This is a genomic window from Oscillospiraceae bacterium (assembly GCA_025757985.1).
GTDB lineage: Bacteria > Bacillota > Clostridia > Oscillospirales > Ruminococcaceae > Gemmiger.
This window is the reverse complement of the sequence record CP107210.1, coordinates 2,575,856-2,592,819: the sequence shown is the minus strand read 5'-3', so window position 1 is coordinate 2,592,819 and position 16,964 is coordinate 2,575,856. Positions and strand designations below refer to the sequence as shown.

The following is a 16,964-nucleotide window of genomic DNA, read 5'->3' as shown; positions in this document are numbered from 1 at the left end:
CGCCTGCAGGGATTCCGTTTTACCGTTTTTTTACCCGCGCAAAATTTGACAGGAATTGGCAGGAAATGATATATTAGATATATATGCAACATTTTTTAGGGCACAAAGGCGGCGAGGCTATGACCAGAGACGAGGTCGAAAAGGAAATAATGCAATACCGCACGATTTTTCCGATCGTGCGGCTGCTGGACGCGGGGCAGGTGTGCGGCAATGTCCCGGTGGATGGGCATTGCCCCTGCCATGAATTCTGGCACAGGGACGCCCCCTGCCAGAACTGCATCTCCCGCCAGGTGATGGAGGATCATACCCAGCGCACCAAGCTGGAATATATGGGCCGCGATCTGTATCAGGTCACAGCGGTCTACCGCGAGGTGGACGGCGCACCCTGCGTGCTGGAGCTGATCCAGCCGCTGGACTGCGACAATCTCATCGACCCCGAAAACAGCGACCGGCTGATGAGCAGCGTGTCCGGCTACCACATCAAGCTCTACCACGATGCCCTGACCAGCTGCTATAACCGCCGCTATTATGAGGATGTCATCAAAAGCCGGAGCGAGCCGGCCGGCGTGGCCGTGCTGGACCTTGACGATTTCAAGCTGTACAACGACACCTACGGCCATCAGGCCGGCGATGCAGCCCTGCGCACCACCGTGGAGGTCGTGCGCGGCTGCATCCGCAAAAGCGACCATCTGATCCGCTACGGCGGCGATGAGTTTTTGCTCGTGCTGCCCGGCATTGCACAGGCAGCGTTTGTTGCCAAGCTGGAGCGCATCCGCCAGCAGCTGCACACCGCCGTTGTACCCGGCTACACCCGGCTGCAGATCTCGACCAGCATCGGCGGCGTGATGAGCCGCCCGGGCGAGAGCTGCGAGCAGGCGGTCTCCCGCGCGGACCGGCTGATGTATCAGGCCAAGAACCACAAAAACACCGTTGTGACCGAGGACACCGCCGGCACCGCCGCCCCCTCGGCCGCCGGGCGGGACCGGCAGGCCCGCCAGAATATCCTGATCGTAGACGATTCCGAGATGAACCGCGCGATTCTGGCCGAGATCCTCGGCAGTGATTACAATATACTGGAGGCCTCCAACGGGCAGGAATGTCTGACGATGCTGGACCAGTACGACACCGCCATTGCGCTGATCCTGCTGGACATCGTCATGCCGGTGATGGACGGCTTTGAGGTCCTGAACACGATGAACCGCAACCACCGGATCGAGGACATCCCGGTCATCATGATCTCAAGCGAGGACGCCGACACCGTTGTGCGCCGCGCCTACGAACTGGGCGTCTCCGACTATGTGAGCCGCCCCTTTGACGCGGGGGTCGTCTACCGGCGCGTCTTTAACACGATCAAGCTCTACGCCAAGCAGCGGCGGCTCATCTCGCTGGTGACGAGCCAGATCCGTGAAAAAGAGAAGAACACCCAGATGCTGATCTCGATCCTGAGCGAGGCGGTCGAGTTCCGCAACGGCGAGAGCGGCGCCCATGTGCTGCACATCGGCACGCTGACCCGGCACCTGCTGGAGCAGCTGACCCAAAAGACCGACCAGTACGCCCTGACGCCCGAACAGCAGGAGCTGATCGTCATGGCGTCGTCGCTGCACGACATCGGCAAGATCGCAATCGACGATGCGATCCTGAACAAGCCCGGGCGGCTGACCCGCGAGGAGTTCGACATCATGAAGCGGCACACCACGATCGGCGCGGCGATGCTGGACCAGCTGCACCGCTACCGCAACGAGCCGCTGGTGCGCACCGCCTATGAGATCTGCCGCTGGCACCATGAGCGGTGGGACGGCCGCGGCTACCCCGATGGGCTGAGCGGTGACCAGATCCCGATCTCGGCGCAGGTGGTGGCGATGGCCGATGTCTACGATGCCCTTGTGAGCAAGCGCGTCTACAAGGACGCCTACGCACCCGATGTGGCGGTGCAGATGATCCTGCACGGCGACTGCGGGGCCTTCAATCCCCTGCTGCTGGACTGCCTGACCGACCTGCAGGACACCTTCAAAGCCGAGCTTGCCGCCCCCGAGGCGTGATACCGTCCGCTTGCGGGCGATTTTTCTGTTACTTTGCAACCAGTTTTCAAAAATTCCGTTGTGAAACTACCATTTTGCTGCCTGTGCACGGGCTTGGATTGGAAATTTTGCCGAAAATCGCCGTTTTCTGCCGCAGGGTGCCGCTTTCGGTTGAATAGCGGCGCTTGATGTGGTAAAATTGTACATGATTTATACGCAGGAACGGACAGCCGCAGACCGGCTGCCCTGCTTATATGATTTTGTACAGAAAGAATGAGAGGAATTTGGAGTTGCACGTCATTACAAAACGCGAAAAGATGCAGTACGCCTATGTGTTCCTGACGGATCTGCTGGCCCTGTCGGTCAGTATTCTGCTGTCGTGGCTGATCACTGACGGACTGTTCAATGTGCTGGTGCCCTACACCGCACGGGACTGGATGCAGACGCTCTGCGCGCTGGTACTGGCCTTTGTCGCGACCTTTTTCTGCTTTGACCAGTCCGAGAACATCGTCACCCGCCGCCCCGGCGCCGAGATAAAGCTCTCGCTCAAATTCAACCTGATGCTCTGCGTCATCTACTCGGCCCTGATGCTGCTGACCAAGGCAACGATGCTCGACTCCCGCTATTTTGCGGTGACGGTGCCGCTCATCAACGCTTTGCTGCTGCCGCTCGCGCACGGTGCGCTCAAGCGGCTGCTGCTCCATTTCCAGCGCAGCTGGGGCATGGAGAGTCTGGTCGGCATCGTGACGACCACCGACCGCGCCGACCGCCTCATCAATGAGATCGGCAAGGACTGGTCCCGCCGCATTGTCGGCGTGGCGTTGTTGGAGGCCACGCATGAGATCGTCGGCACCGAGATCGACGGTATTGCAGTGGAGGCGAACTTCACCGATTTTATGGACTGGATCCGGCGCGAGGCACTGGACGAGGTCTATGTGGACGTGCCGATGGACAGCGGCGAGAGCTTCATCCCCTATCTGGAGGAGATGGAGAGCATGGGCCTGACCGTACATTTCTGCCTGCCGCTGCTTGACCGGATCGAGGAGGCCTGCTGCGATGAAACAAGCGCCGCACGGCTGAGCCGCACGCTGGGCCGCTGCGCGGGGGGCAGCATCGTGACGATGGGCACCGTGGAGCTGAAGCTGCGCGACCAGATCGCCAAGCGGTGCATGGACATCGTGGGCGGTCTGGTGGGCTGCATTCTCAGCATCCCGATCATTGCGATCGTGGCGATCCCCCTCAAGATCGAAAGCCCCGGGCCGCTCTTCTTCAAGCAGAAGCGCGTAGGCCGCAACGGACGGTACTTTTACATCCACAAGCTGCGCAGCATGTACATGGACGCCGAGGAGCGCAAAAAGGAGCTGATGGCCCAGAACGAGATGAACGGCCTGATGTTCAAGATGGAGGACGACCCCCGCGTGACCAAGGTGGGCAAGTTCATCCGCAAGACGAGCATTGACGAGCTGCCGCAGTTTTTTGATGTGCTGCGCGGCGATATGAGCCTTGTGGGCACCCGCCCGCCGACAGTGGACGAGTACAAGCAGTACGAGAGCCACCACAAGCGCCGCCTGTCGATGAAGCCGGGCATCACCGGCCTGTGGCAGGTCAGCGGCCGCAGCAACATCGAGGACTTTGAGGAGGTCGTCAAGCTGGATGTGACCTACATCGACAACTGGTCGCTCTGGAATGACATCAAGATTTTGTTCAAGACCGTGTATGTAGTCTTCGCCGGACGCGGGGCGAAGTAAAAGCACATTCCCGGGCGGCTCACCGTGAGCTGCCCGGGATTTTTTTATGGGGAAGTCTTTGGCAGTCTGCGCCTTCCCCCTTTGGGGGAAGGTGTCTGCGGCCCCGACCGCAGACGGATGAGGGGGAAGTTCACGGCCGCAGTCCGTTTGCGCGCAGCCTCGGCAGAGCTTGCCCTCATCAGTCACCTTCGGTGACAGCTTCCCCCGCGGGGGAAGCCTTTTCCCTCCACGCCAAAACGGGGTCTGCTTTGCGGCAGGCCCCGTTTTGGTTGGTATAGGAAAATAGAGAATGGCTTTTGGCTGCCCGCGTCAGACGATCTTGCGGGCTTTGTGGACGCCGGTCTTTAAGAACTCGACCCACTCGGCAATGTTCACGGCGTGGTCGCCGAGGCGCTCCAGATACTTGTCGATCATAAACAGGTCGAGCGCCGTCTCGGCATCATCGGGGTGTGCCGCAATGTAGGCGGCAATCTCCTTGCTGATGCGGCCGAACATGGCATCGCACTCATCATCGCGGGCAATGACCTGCGCGGCGGTGGACAGATCGACCTGCACATAGGCCGCGATGGCGTCCTTGACCATGTGCAGCGCAATATCGCCCATAGCGTAAAGGTCGTCCAGCACGCCGACGGTGCGCGCGCCCTCCGGGTGGAGGTGCAGCGTGATCTCGGCAATGTCGCTGGCCTGATCGGCGATGCGCTCAATGTCGGTGACCATCTTGAGCGCCGTGGACACCTTGCGCAGATCGCCCGCGACCGGCTGCTGGCGCAGGAACAGCGTTAAGCAGCGGTGCTCGATCTCATGCTCGGCGGAGTCGATCTCGCTGTCCCGCGCAATGACGCTGCGCGCCAGCTCAACATCGCCGGTGCGCAGGGCGGTCATTGCGCTCTCGATCGCGCCGCCCGCCGCATGGCCCATCCGGGCCAGCATCGTGTCCAGCTGCAGCAGCTCGGCATCGTACATCTTCCGTACACTTGTACCCATGTTGCAATCCTCCTTAACCGAAGCGGCCCGAGATATAATCCTCGGTGCGCTTATCCACAGGCGTAGCAAAGACGCGCTCGGTGGGGCCCATCTCGACCAGTTCGCCCAGCAGGAAGAACGCCGTTTTATCGCTGATACGCGCGGCCTGCTGCATGTTGTGGGTGACCATGACGATCGTGTAGTTTTCCTTCAGCTCGGTCGCCAGCTCCTCGACCTTGGAGGTCGAGATGGGGTCCAGCGCGCTGGTCGGCTCGTCCATGAGCAGGACCTCCGGCTCGACAGCCAGCGCGCGCGCAATGCAAAGGCGCTGCTGCTGGCCGCCCGACATGCCGAGGGCGCTCTTGTTCAGGCGGTCCTTGACCTCGTCCCAGATGGCCGCGCCGCGCAGGGATTTTTCAACGATCTCGTCCAGCTGGGCCTTATTATGGATGCCGTGGGTGCGCGGGCCGTAGGCAATGTTGTCGTAGATCGACATCGGGAAGGGGTTCGGCTTCTGGAACACCATACCGACCCGCTTGCGCAGGACATTGACATCCATCTTGTCCTTGTAGATGTCCACGCCGTCCAGTTTGATGTCCCCGGAGATGCGGCAGCCCTCCACAAGGTCGTTCATCCGGTTCAGGCTCTTCAAAAAGGTCGATTTGCCGCAGCCGGACGGGCCGATAAAGGCAGTGATCTCCTTTTCCGGGATGTCAATGTTGATATTTTTCAGTGCATGGAAGCTGCCATAGTACAGGTCCATGCCGCGGACTTCAAATTTGTTCATGAAATGACCTCTTTGCTATATCTTCGTTTTGCGCGGGTTTTAGCGGCACGGTTCAGCGGAGGGGTCAAGACCCCTCCCTACAATTTGCCGGTCATGGGTGCCCTGTAGGGAGCGGTCTTGACCGCTCCGGGCGGTGTCCCCATCGGCACCCGCTCCGTTCTCGCTGCCCCGTAGGAGCCGCAATTTTACTGCTTCGTCAGCTTGCCGGCCACAAAGCCGGACAGGCAGTTGATGACCAGCACCAGCGCCAGCAGGACCACGGCGGTGCCGTAGGTCTGGCCGATGTAAAGCCCCTCGTTGGAGAGCAGGTACATGTGTACGGCCAGCGTGCGGGTCGAGCTGAATACGCTGGTGGGGATCTTTGCGACCGAGCTGGCGGTGTAGATCAGCGCGGCGGTCTCGCCCACGATGCGGCCCGTGGCAAGGATGACGCCGGACAGAATGCCCGGCATGGCGCTGGGCAGCACGATGGTGAACACCGTGCGCAGCTTGCCCGCGCCGAGGCCGAAGCTGCCCTCGCGGTAGGAGTCGGGCACGGCGATGAGCGCCTCCTCGGTCGTGCGCATGATGACCGGCAATACCATAATTGCCAGCGTGAACGCACCCGCGATCATGCTGTAGCCCCAGTGCAGCTGGGTGACGAAGAACAGCATACCGAACAGGCCGTAGACGATGGAGGGGATGCCCTGCAGCGTCTCGGTCGTGACGCGCACGACCTTGACGAGCTTGCTGCCGCGGCAGGCGTACTCAACCAGCCAGATGGCCGCGAAGATGCCCAAGGGCGTGGCAATCGCCAGCGCGAAGGCTGTCATCAGCACCGTGTTGATGAGCGCGGGCATCAGCGAGACGTTTTCGGAGTTATACTCCCACGCGAAAAGGGCGGGCTTCAAATTGGGAATGCCCATGACGAGGATGTAGCCGATCAGAAACACCAGCACCCCGGCGGTCAGCAGCGCGGCAATGCGCACGAGCCACCGCAGCGCGGCGGCCTGCACGCGGGCGGCGCGGCGATTTTCCACACCGCTGGGCATGAACTCGTGCGGTTTTGCATAGGCCATATCGGCAGCCGTTTGCGTTGCGGCGATCTCAGGCATGTTCGCTGCCCCCTTTCACAAGGCTGAAGCAGAGGTTGATGAGCAGGATAAAGACGAAGAGCACGACGCCGGTGGCGATCAGCGCCTCGCGGTGCAGGTCGGCGGCGTAGCCCATCTCGATGACGATGTTGGAGGTCATCGTGCGCAGGCCTTGGAACAGGCCCTTGGGCATCCATGTCTGGTTGCCTGCGACCATAACGACCGCCATCGTCTCACCGATGGCGCGGCCGATGCCGAGGATGACCGCCGACAGCACGCCGGACTTGGCGGCGGGCAGCACCGCGCAGAAAACGCTGCGCTCATGGGTGGCGCCCAAGGCAAGGCTGCCCTCATAGTAGCTGTTGGGAACGGCATCAAGGCTCGTCTTGCTGACCGTGATGATGGTGGGCAGGATCATGATGCCCAGCAGCACGGCGGCGGTGAAAAGGCTCATACCCTTGCCGCTTTTGACGTGGAGCACCGTCTTGAAGAAGGGGGTCTTGACCATAGCCTGCACAGCCGGCACCAACACGATCATGCCGAAGAAGCCGTAGACGACCGACGGGATACCCGCCAGCAGCTGCACTGCCGGCAGCATGACCCGGTTGATGGCCGGGCTGGCAAAGCGGGACATATAAATGGCGGTCAGCAGGCCGATGGGCACGCCGATGAGGATGGCGCCCGCCGTGACATAGATGCTGCCCAGAATCATCGGCAGGATGCCGAAGATGTCGTTGCCGGGCTTCCATGCGGTGCCGAGCAGGAACTGCATCGGCCCGATCTTGAACAGGGTAGGCACACCGTTTGCAAACAGGAAGATGCAGATCAGCGCGACCGCCAGAATGGATACACAGGCGCAGAGGGTAAACACCACCTGCATGACGCCTTCTTTTAGCTTGGAGGTCATTTTCCTATACTCCTTATGCTCGTAGGTTGGTTATGATACCCAAAAAGCCTTCCCCCTGAGGGGGGGAAGGTGGCGCCGCAGCGCCGGATGAGGGGCGGCCTTGCCTTACCAACCCGTGAACGGGTTATCTTGGGAAACCCGCCCCTCATCAGTCCGCTTCGCGGACAGCTTCCCCCTAGGGGGAAGCCTTTTTCTTTTTACTGCACATCGGCCCAGGTGGTCAGCTCGCCGGTGTAGATGCCCTTGATCTGGTCAACGGTCAGATCCTCGGTGGTGTTGGCGGGGTTGACAACGACTGCGATGCCGTCCAGTGCCAGAACGGTAGCCTTGGCACCGCCCTCGACCTCGGAGTCCTTCAGCTCACGGCTGGCCATGCCGATGGTGTAGGTGCCGTCCAGCGCGCCGGAAACACCGGTGGTGGAGTCGGTGGTGAGCAGCTCAAGCTCAGCGTTGGGGTTGACAGTCTTGTAGGCTTCGATCAGCTTCTCCATCAGCGGAGAGACGGAGGAAGAACCGCCGACGGTGATCTTGCCGGCAGGCTGGGCGGAGGTGAAGTCCGCGCCGTCCTCGCCGATGTAGCCCTTATCGGTGGCAAGCGCCTGACCGTCCTTGCTCAGGCAGTAGGCGATGAAGTCCACGGCCACAGGGTCGGTGGCATCGCCGTTGGTGACGATGTTGAACGGACGGGCCAGCACATAGCTGCCGTCCTTGACGGTCTCGGCGGAGGCGGCCACACCGCCGACCGTGACGGCCTTGACGGTGTCGTTCAGAGAGCCGAGGCTGATGTAGCCGATGGCGGTCTCATCGTTGGCAACAGCGGTCATGACGCCGTTGGTGCTGGACTGGATGGCGGCGGCCTCGGTGGTGTTATCGACCTTCTTGCCGTCAGCGTTCTTCTCCTCAACGCCGGTCAGCTCAATGAAGGCGCCGCGGGTGCCGGAGCCGTCCTCACGGGAGATGACTGTGATGTCCTGATCGGTGTCAAAGTCACCGGCGGGGGCAGCCTCCGCCGGGGCGGCCTCGCTGGAGGCGGTGCTCTCAACAGGGGCAGCCGAGGAAGCGGCGGCGGAATCAGAGGAACCGCAGGCGGCAAGGCTCAGGGCCAGGGCGGCGGCGGTAACGGCAGCAATAGCAGATTTGCGTTTCATGTGTGTGTACTCTCCCTTTTCACCAAATTTATGTGGTATAGTTTGTGTATTTCGCAGTGCTTCACCGGAAGCAAGGCCATTGTACCGCATTTCCGTGCAGGTATCGACCATGGTGCGGTACAATCGCGGTAAAGCTTTTGCAAAGATGTACCCGGTTTTGTGTGAGAACGGTAAAGTTTGTAAAGAATATGCAAAACAGCGGGGGTGCGGGATGGGATACGGCGGCGGGTTTGCGGCAAGGATTGTAGGGGGCGGCGTCCCCGACGCCCCGCAGTGGGGGCAGGATTTTCCCCTGCGCACGGATTTTAAGTGGGGTTGTAGGGCGGCCAGCCCTCTGGCCGCCGTGGCCGTTTACGGCGGCGGGAAGGTGCCCGGGAGGGATGAATCCCTCCCCTACGGATTGACCGTGAAAGGGATTTGGCGGTAGGTAGCGGAGGGGTCAAGACCCCTCCCTACGATGTAACATACAAGGGGGCACAAAGCGAAACCGGAAGCTGACGCAAGGTTGCGGGCCGGGCATGCCCGGCCCCTACAACTGCGGCGAACAAAAAAATCCCGGTGCACACTTGCCTCTCTCCTGCGGCTTTACACAAATTTTACATAACATTTACTTTGCCGTGGTGGTGTGCTTTGTGCGCATACATTATAATAGAAAGCGGTATAGTGAAAACAAAACAGAGAATGGATGTGTAACACCGGATGACCATATTTAATGTGTTCACCCTGATGGGCGGCATTGCCATGTTCCTGTATGGCATGGACCTGATGGGTAAAGCGCTGGAGCAGACAGCCGGCAGTAAGCTGCAGGGCATTCTGTCCACCATGACCAGCAGCCCCATCCGCGGCCTGCTGCTCGGCATGGCCGTCACCGCCGTCATTCAGTCCAGCGGTGCCACCACCGTTATGGCGGTCGGCTTCGTCAACTCGGGTCTGATGGAGCTGCATCAGGCCATCAGCGTCATTATGGGCGCGAATGTCGGCACCACCGTCACCGGCTGGCTGCTGTCGCTGTCCGGCCTCGAGGGTGACAGCTTCATCACCCAGATGATGAACCCCAATGCCTGGAGCCCAATCCTCGGCTTTATCGGCATCTGGATGTATATGATCGGCAAGGACCGCAAGCGCGGCGTCGGTAAAATTATGCTGGGCTTCGCCATTTTGATGGCCGGCATGAACACGATGTCCCATGCCATGTCCCCGCTGGCCGATGAGCCGTGGTTCATGGATCTGTTCCTCAGCTTCAAAAATCCCATCCTCGGCGTTATCGCGGGCGCGGTGCTGACGGCTGTTTTGCAGTCCTCGTCCGCATCGGTCGGTATCCTGCAGGCCCTGACCAGCACCGGCGCGGTCACCTACTCCGCTGCCGTGCCCATCATCATGGGCCAGAACATCGGCACCACCGTCACGGCGCTGATCTCCTCCGCCGGTGCCAACAAGAACGCCAAGCGCACCGCCTTTGTCCATCTGTATTTCAACCTGATCGGCACCATCATCTTCCTGTGCGGGTTCTACGGCCTGAACGCGCTGATCGGGTTCAGCTTCTTTGCCGACACGGCCAACACCTTCGGCATTGCCATCGTCCACACGGTCTTTAATGTCGTGACGACCGCGATCCTGCTGCCGTTCAACCGTGTGCTGGAGAAGCTTGCCATCCTGACCGTGCCCGATTCCCCCGCCGACCAAAAGCAGGAGAACACCCTGCTGGACGACCGTCTGCTCACCACCCCGTCCGTGGCCGTTGGCCGCGCCATGCTGACCGGCAGCGATATGGCGGAAATCTGCCGCACCGCGCTTTTGCAGGCCATGTCCACCACCCGCGTCTGGAACGATGCCATTGCGGATGAAGTCCTGCGCAAAGAGGACGCCGTTGACCATTATGAGGACGTGCTGGGCACCTACCTTGTCAAGCTGAGCGCCAAGCATCTCTCGGTGGACGACAACCGCACCGTCAACACGCTGCTGCACACGATCGGCGACTTTGAGCGCGTCTCCGACCATGCCGTCAACCTGATCAAGACGGCCGAGGAGATCCGCGACAAGTCGATCAAATTCAGTGACGAGGCCCTTGGCGACCTGAGCGTGCTCGAGGCCGCCGTGCAGGACATCGTGAACCGCACGGTCGATGCCTTCCAGAAGGGCGACACCTACGCCGCCAAAAAGATCGAGCCGCTGGAGCAGGTCGTGGACGGTCTTGTGCGCGAGGTCAAGAGCCGCCATATCGCCCGCCTGCAGGCCGGTGCCTGCACGATTGAGTACGGCTTTGTGCTGGACGATCTGCTGACCAACTATGAGCGCATCGCCGACCACTGCTCGAACATTGCCGTTGCGATGATCGAGGTCGCCGCCGATAAGTTTGACACCCACGAATACCTCAACACCGTCAAGCACGGTGATGATGTCAAATTTGAGCGCCGGTACGAGAAATACCGCGGCCGCTACACCTTCCCGCCGGAGGCATATTCCGAGCCTGCTGAAAATCCGGCCGAAAACTAAAAATTACGTGCCTTCCCCTATGGGGGAAGGTGGCCGAGGCTCCGACCGAGGCCGGATGAGGGGCAGCCTTGCCCCGCCATCCCGTTACCGGGCTGTATTGGGAACCCCGCCCCTCATCAGTCCGCTTCGCGGACAGCTTCAGTCTCCGCGCTAAGAGCCGCCTGCGGCGGTTGCGCTCCGACACGCGCCTGCGGGCGCAGCCCCGAGGGGGAAGCCTTTTTGTAGGGGCGGGGCATGCCCCGCCCGCAACAGAAAAGCAGCCGCCCGTTATCGGACGGCCACGCAAAGCCGCGGGCCGGGCATGCCCGGCCCCTATGTTTATAGTAAGGGGTATTTACTATGATCTACATCGTCGAGGACGATTCCAGCATCCGTGAGCTGGAGCAATACGCGCTGCAGTCCAACGGCTATGACGCCCGCGGCTGCGAGGACGCCGCCAGCTTCTGGGCTGCCGTGCGCGAGGCCCGGCCCGAGCTGGTTATTCTGGATGTGATGCTGCCCGATGAGGACGGCTACCAGATCCTGAACAAGCTGCGCGCCGACCCCGCCTGCGCACACCTGCCGGTCATTATGGTCACGGCCAAGACCAGCGAAATTGATGTCGTCAAGGGGCTCGACCACGGCGCGGACGACTACCTCTGCAAGCCGTTCGGCATCATGGAGTTTATCTCCCGCGTGCGAGCCGTGCTGCGCCGCGCGGCGGTTGCCGCCCCCGCGCCGGCTGCATCCACCCTGCATTTCGGTGAGATCGTGCTGGACGATGTGGCCCGCACGGTCCGTGTGGGCGGCACACCCGTTGAGCTGACTTACAAGGAATACTCGCTGCTGCATCTGTTTTTGGAGCATCCCGAGGAGGTACTGGCCCGCGAGCGGATCATGAAGGATGTCTGGGACACCGATGATCTGCTGGAGTCCCGCACGATTGACATGCATGTGCGCACCCTGCGCCAGAAGCTGGGCGCAGCGGGTGAGGCCATCCGCACCGTGCGCAAGGTGGGCTACAAGCTCAGCACGGAGGGCAGCGATGACTGACGAAAACACCCAAAAGCAGCCGTTGAGCATGACCCGCCGCTACCGCCGCGGCCTGATCCTGACCGGCGTGCTCTGCGTGCTGGCGATGCTGGCCGCCGCCACGGTGCTGTTCCAGCGCAGCTATGTGGAGCGGGTGGACAGCTACCTTGCCCAGATCTGCGACGGATACGCCGCCGCCTACAAGGCGCAGGGCACCCACGATGCCGCGTCCTTTGTGACCATGCTGCCGGAGGAGAGCGCCCGCACCCTGCGCTTTACGCTGATTGATGCAGACGGCACCGTGCTTTTTGACAGCAAAGCCTCGGCGCTTGTCTACGATGGCACCCATACGCTCTGTGCCGTCATGGACTCCAGCCTGCCCAACCACGCCGACCGGCCGGAGTTCCGGCAGGCGATGGAGAAGGGCAGCGCCAGCGTGACCCGCGAAAGCGAGACGATGCAGACCGAGACCCACTACTACGCGCTGCGCATCGACACACCGGACGGGACGCAGGTGCTGCGCGTGGGCGAGGACATTGCGAACATCTGGGGCCTGAGCGCCGACACGCTGCCGCTGCTTTCCGCGGCGGTCGTGCTGATCCTGCTGGCGGCCACGCTGTTCAGCTGGTGGCTGACCCGCCGCATGGTGCAGCCCATCAACCATCTGGCCGAGCATCTCGACACGATCGAGGCCGATGTGCCGTATGAAGAATTGATCCCGCTGGCGCGGACGATCCAGACCGACCGCAAGCTGCGCGAGGACAACGAAACGATGCGCCGTGAGTTCACCGCCAATGTCAGCCACGAGCTGAAAACCCCGCTGACGAGCATCTCCGGCTATGCGGAGCTGATCGAGACCGGCATGGCCAAAGCCGAGGACATCCCGACTTTTGCCGCCCGCATCCACAAGGAGGCGCAGCGGATGATCGCGCTTGTCAGCGACATTCTGCAGCTGAGCGAGCTGGACAGCAATCAGGCCAGCCGCACCCGCGAGGCAGCGGCCGAGGCTGTGCCGGTGGATCTGGCCGCGCTGGTCAAGGAGACCGCCCAGAACATGACGGTCAACGCCCGCCGCGCCTATGTGACGCTGCAGTATGACGCCCGGCCCGCCACGGTGCAGGGCAGCCGCGACCAGCTGAGCGAGCTGACCCAGAACCTGTGCGACAACGCCATACGCTACAACCGCCCGGGCGGCCATGTAGAGCTGCGCTGCGGCGTGGGCAGCGACGGTTGCCCCTACTTTGAGGTCGAGGATAACGGCATCGGCATCCCGCAGGACAGCCAGACCCGCGTGTTTGAGCGGTTCTACCGCGTGGACAAGAGCCGCTCCAAGGCAACCGGCGGCACCGGTCTGGGCCTTGCGATCGTCAAGCACATTGCCCTTTTGCACGATGCGCGCATCGACCTGCAGAGTCAGGTCGGCACCGGGACGACCATACGGGTGACCTTCCCGAAAAATCCATAGAGTTGTAGGGGCCGGACATGTCCGGCCCGCAACAGAAAGGTAAAATCGCGCCTGCGGGAAAGCCGCGGGCCGGGCATGCCCGGCCCCTACCGCGCAACCGCCACAAAAAATCCGCTGCTCCCCCGGCATGGGGAAGCAGCGGATTTTCTATTGTGTATTTTACGCCAGCACGAAGCTCTGCAGCGCCCAGATGCCCAGCACAAGGATGCCGAGCGCGATGCGGTACCAGCCGAACACCGTGAAGGTGTGCTTTTTGACATAATCCATCAGGAAGCGGATCGCAAGGATCGAGACGACAAACGCCACAATGCAGCCCACCAGCAGCGTGCCGACCTCACCGAGCGTAAAGACGCCGCCCTTGGCAAGGAACTTGACCAGCTTGAGGCCGGAGGCACCCGCCATGACCGGGATGGCCAAAAAGAAGGTGAACTGGGACGCGCAGGCGCGGCTCATGCCGCAGAGCAGGCCGCCGATGATGGTCGCGCCGCTGCGGGAGGTGCCGGGGATCAGCGCCAGCACCTGCCATGCGCCCACAATGATTGCCTGCTTGTAGGTAATGCGGCTCAGCTTGGTGGTGGTGGGCACGCGGGGGCGGCGCTCGATCAGGATGAACGCAATGCCGTAGACGATCAGCATGATCGCAACGACCACGCTGTTGTAGAGGTGTGCGTCCATCCAGTCATCCAGCAGCAGGCCCAGCACGGCGGCGGGCAGACAGGCCACGATGATCTTGCCCCACAGCCGCATGACCGGCCAGCGGATGTGCTTGGCCAGACCGGAGTCGCGGCCGTTATCGCCGCAGAAGGGCCACAGCTTTTTGAAGTAAAGCACCACGACCGCGAGGATCGCACCCAGCTGGATGACAACGCGGAACATCTCCATAAACTCGGCGCTCAGGCTGAATTTCAGCACCTGCTCGGCCAGAATCATGTGGCCGGTGCTGGAGATGGGCAGCCATTCGGTAATGCCCTCGATCACGCCGTAGACGATCGAGCGCAGCATATCAAAAAACAATTCCATTCAACAAACCCTCCTTGCAATGCTACCTTATATCATACCATATTTCGGCAAAATAGGAACAGTTTTTTAAGAATTTACATTTTTTTCACGGTAAACGGCGCGGGCGTCTTGCCGTTTTCGTCAAATGACACTATAATAAGAGTGATTTCTTGTGCAAAGAGGTTTTGAGGAATGTATAAAACCGTACTGTTTGATCTTGACGGAACCCTGTTGAACACGATCGACGATCTGGCGGACTCCGCCAACCGCGTCTGCGCCGCCCACGGCTGGCCCCAGCACGATACTGCGCAGTACCGCTATTTTGTGGGCAACGGCATCCCCAAGCTGGTGGAGCGTTTCAGCCCTGCGGACTGCCGCAGCCCCGCGCAGCTGGCCGCCACACTGGCCGAGTTTGACCAAGTATACGGCGTGCACATGCACGACAAGACAGCGCCCTACCCCGGCATACCGGAGCTGCTGGCGCGCCTGAAAGCCGCCGGGGTGAAGATGGCGGTATTTTCCAACAAGGCGGACGAGTTTGCCCGCGCCGTGGTGGCCCGCTACTTTGACGCCGACCTGTTTGAGATCGTGCGCGGCGCATTGCCCGATGTACCGACCAAGCCCGCACCCGAGGGCACCCGCGCGCTGATGGCAAGCCTTGGCGTAACGCCGGACGGCAGCGTACTGTATGTCGGCGACAGCAATGTCGATGCCGACACCGCGCACAACGCCGGCCTGCCCTGCTGCGGCGTGCTGTGGGGCTTCCGCACCCGGGAGGAGCTGACCGCCGCCGGGGCCGAATACCTTGCCGAGGACGCCGCCGCACTGGAAAAGGTGATTTTGGAGTGAGGGCACCCGGGAGGGATGAATCCCTCCCCTACGGATTGACCGTGAAAGGGATTTGTCGGTAAGTTGCGGGCCGGGCATGCCCGGCCCCTACAGGGTGGCCGGAAGGTTTACGGCAATGGAAATGTAGGGGGCGGCGTCCCCGACGCCCCGCAGGGGAGCAGCCTTTCCCGGGGCATAGGTAGGGCGGCCAGCCCTCTGGCCGCCGTGGCTGTTTGCGGCAGCGGAAAAGTCCCCAGTAGGGACTGCCGTTCCCCCTCCCCGCATCTCGACAAACATTTTGCAAAGGAGCTGTTATTATGATTGCACAGCACTATAAAGATATGCTGGGTGCCAAGTCTGTCATTCGGCAGATTTCTGAGTGGAGCACCGCGCGCGGCGCACAGATCGGCTACGAAAATGTATTTGACTACTCGCTGGGCAATCCCTCGGTGCCCTGCCCGCCGCAGTTCACCGCCGCGTGCGAGAATTTGCTGCAAAGCACCGACCCCGTCACGCTGCACGGCTACACACCGACCCTGACGCTGCCCTCCGCCCGCAAGGCCGTGGCCGAGAGCCTGAACCAACGCTTCGGCATGGACTACACCGCCGACTACATCTTTATGACGAGCGGTGCGGCCGGCGCGCTGGCCCATGCCCTGCGCTGCGTGGCTGTGCCCGGGCAGAACATCGTGACCTTTGCGCCGTTCTTCCCCGAATATAAGCCCTATGTTGAGGGCGCGGGCCTGACGCTGCGCGTCACACCGCCCCGCTGCGCGGATTTCCAGATCGACTTTGCCGCCTTTGCGCCGCTGGTGGACGAGAACACCGCCGCCGTCCTCATCAACAGCCCCAACAACCCCAGCGGCACCGCCTACAGCGCCGAAACGCTGCAGCAGCTTGCGGATTTCCTTGTTGAGGCGTCCGCCCGATTCGGCCACCACATCTTCCTGATCTCCGATGAGCCGTACCGCGAGATCGCGTTCGGCGGCACCGCGATCCCCTACCCTGCCAAATTCTACGATGACACGCTCACCTGCTATTCCTTCTCCAAGAGCCTGAGCGTCCCGGGTGAGCGCATCGGCTATCTGGCCGCCAACCCCCGGTGCGAGGACGCCGCTTCTATCGTGCCGATGTGCGGGCAGATCTCCCGCGGGACCGGCCACAACTGCCCGTCCTCCCTGATCCAGATGGCGGTGGAGCGCTGCCTTGCGGTGACGAGCGATCTGTCTGTCTATGAGACGAACATGAACCTGCTCTATGACGAGCTGTGCGCGCTCGGCTTTACCGTTGTCAAGCCGGACGGCACCTTCTACATCTTCCCCAAAGCGCTTGAGGAGGACGCCAAGGCGTTCTGCCGCAAGGCGCAGAAATACGATCTGGCGCTTGTCCCCGGCGACAGCTTCGGCTGTCCGGGCTACTTCCGCATGGCCTACTGCATCGGGACCGAAAAGGTCCGCCGCAGCTTTGCTGCGCTGGAGCGGTTTGTGGCAGCGGAGTACGGCGTCACCAAGCAATAAGGAGCCT

13 protein-coding genes are annotated in these 16,964 nt (G+C 61.6%); 7 read left to right on the top strand and 6 right to left on the bottom strand.

The features are described 5' to 3' along the window. Positions 1-119: 119 nt before the first annotated feature. Together OGM67_12295 and OGM67_12290 are read left to right on the top strand one after the other, a co-directional pair. A complete protein-coding gene (locus tag OGM67_12295; protein ID UYJ34343.1) occupies positions 120-2,039 on the top strand; it encodes a diguanylate cyclase in 1,920 nt (639 codons plus the stop codon). A 233-nt stretch (positions 2,040-2,272) separates the two neighbouring features. Further along, positions 2,273-3,766, top strand: coding sequence for a sugar transferase (locus OGM67_12290; GenBank protein UYJ34342.1), 1,494 nt, complete (start codon positions 2,273-2,275; stop codon positions 3,764-3,766). Between the two features lie 309 nt (positions 3,767-4,075). Here OGM67_12290 and phoU read toward each other — a convergent pair whose 3' ends face one another. The 5 genes from phoU to OGM67_12265 all read right to left on the bottom strand — a co-directional run bounded on the left by phoU (position 4,076) and on the right by OGM67_12265 (position 8,644). Continuing rightward, positions 4,076-4,750, bottom strand: a complete 675-nt coding sequence (gene phoU, locus OGM67_12285) for a phosphate signaling complex protein PhoU (GenBank protein ID UYJ34341.1) — start codon at positions 4,748-4,750, stop codon at positions 4,076-4,078. A 13-nt stretch (positions 4,751-4,763) separates the two neighbouring features. Next, entirely contained in the window at positions 4,764-5,516 is a 753-nt protein-coding gene (gene pstB / locus OGM67_12280) for a phosphate ABC transporter ATP-binding protein PstB (GenBank protein ID UYJ34340.1), read from the bottom strand. Positions 5,517-5,701: 185 nt separating this feature from the next. Then, complete coding sequence (gene pstA, locus OGM67_12275) at positions 5,702-6,547, bottom strand: phosphate ABC transporter permease PstA (protein UYJ36232.1); 846 nt, start codon at positions 6,545-6,547, stop codon at positions 5,702-5,704. A 55-nt stretch (positions 6,548-6,602) separates the two neighbouring features. Beyond that, positions 6,603-7,496 (bottom strand): phosphate ABC transporter permease subunit PstC, encoded by an 894-nt coding sequence (gene pstC, locus OGM67_12270; protein UYJ34339.1) that lies wholly within the window; start codon positions 7,494-7,496, stop codon positions 6,603-6,605. Between the two features lie 197 nt (positions 7,497-7,693). Continuing rightward, entirely contained in the window at positions 7,694-8,644 is a 951-nt protein-coding gene (locus OGM67_12265) for a substrate-binding domain-containing protein (GenBank protein UYJ34338.1), read from the bottom strand. 699 nt (positions 8,645-9,343) lie between these two features. Here OGM67_12265 and OGM67_12260 point away from each other — a divergent pair. The 3 genes from OGM67_12260 to OGM67_12250 all read left to right on the top strand — a co-directional run bounded on the left by OGM67_12260 (position 9,344) and on the right by OGM67_12250 (position 13,613). After that, positions 9,344-11,137: a Na/Pi cotransporter family protein gene (locus OGM67_12260; protein ID UYJ34337.1), complete on the top strand. Its 1,794-nt coding sequence runs from the start codon at positions 9,344-9,346 to the stop codon at positions 11,135-11,137. Positions 11,138-11,476: 339 nt separating this feature from the next. Further along, positions 11,477-12,169 (top strand): response regulator transcription factor, encoded by a 693-nt coding sequence (locus tag OGM67_12255; GenBank protein UYJ34336.1) that lies wholly within the window; start codon positions 11,477-11,479, stop codon positions 12,167-12,169. After that, positions 12,162-13,613, top strand: a complete 1,452-nt coding sequence (locus OGM67_12250; protein ID UYJ34335.1) for an ATP-binding protein — start codon at positions 12,162-12,164, stop codon at positions 13,611-13,613. Before OGM67_12255 ends, OGM67_12250 begins: the two co-directional genes overlap by 8 nt. 159 nt (positions 13,614-13,772) lie before the next feature. Here OGM67_12250 and OGM67_12245 read toward each other — a convergent pair whose 3' ends face one another. Next, positions 13,773-14,633 carry an undecaprenyl-diphosphate phosphatase gene (locus OGM67_12245; GenBank protein ID UYJ34334.1) on the bottom strand — a complete coding sequence of 287 codons (861 nt, stop codon included), beginning with the start codon at positions 14,631-14,633 and terminating at the stop codon, positions 13,773-13,775. Between the two features lie 171 nt (positions 14,634-14,804). On the opposite strand from OGM67_12245, the gene OGM67_12240 reads away from it, so the two are divergent. Together OGM67_12240 and OGM67_12235 are read left to right on the top strand one after the other, a co-directional pair. After that, positions 14,805-15,461: an HAD-IA family hydrolase gene (locus OGM67_12240; protein UYJ34333.1), complete on the top strand. Its 657-nt coding sequence runs from the start codon at positions 14,805-14,807 to the stop codon at positions 15,459-15,461. Positions 15,462-15,757: 296 nt separating this feature from the next. Beyond that, entirely contained in the window at positions 15,758-16,957 is a 1,200-nt protein-coding gene (locus tag OGM67_12235; GenBank protein UYJ34332.1) for a pyridoxal phosphate-dependent aminotransferase, read from the top strand. Positions 16,958-16,964: the final 7 nt, after the last annotated feature.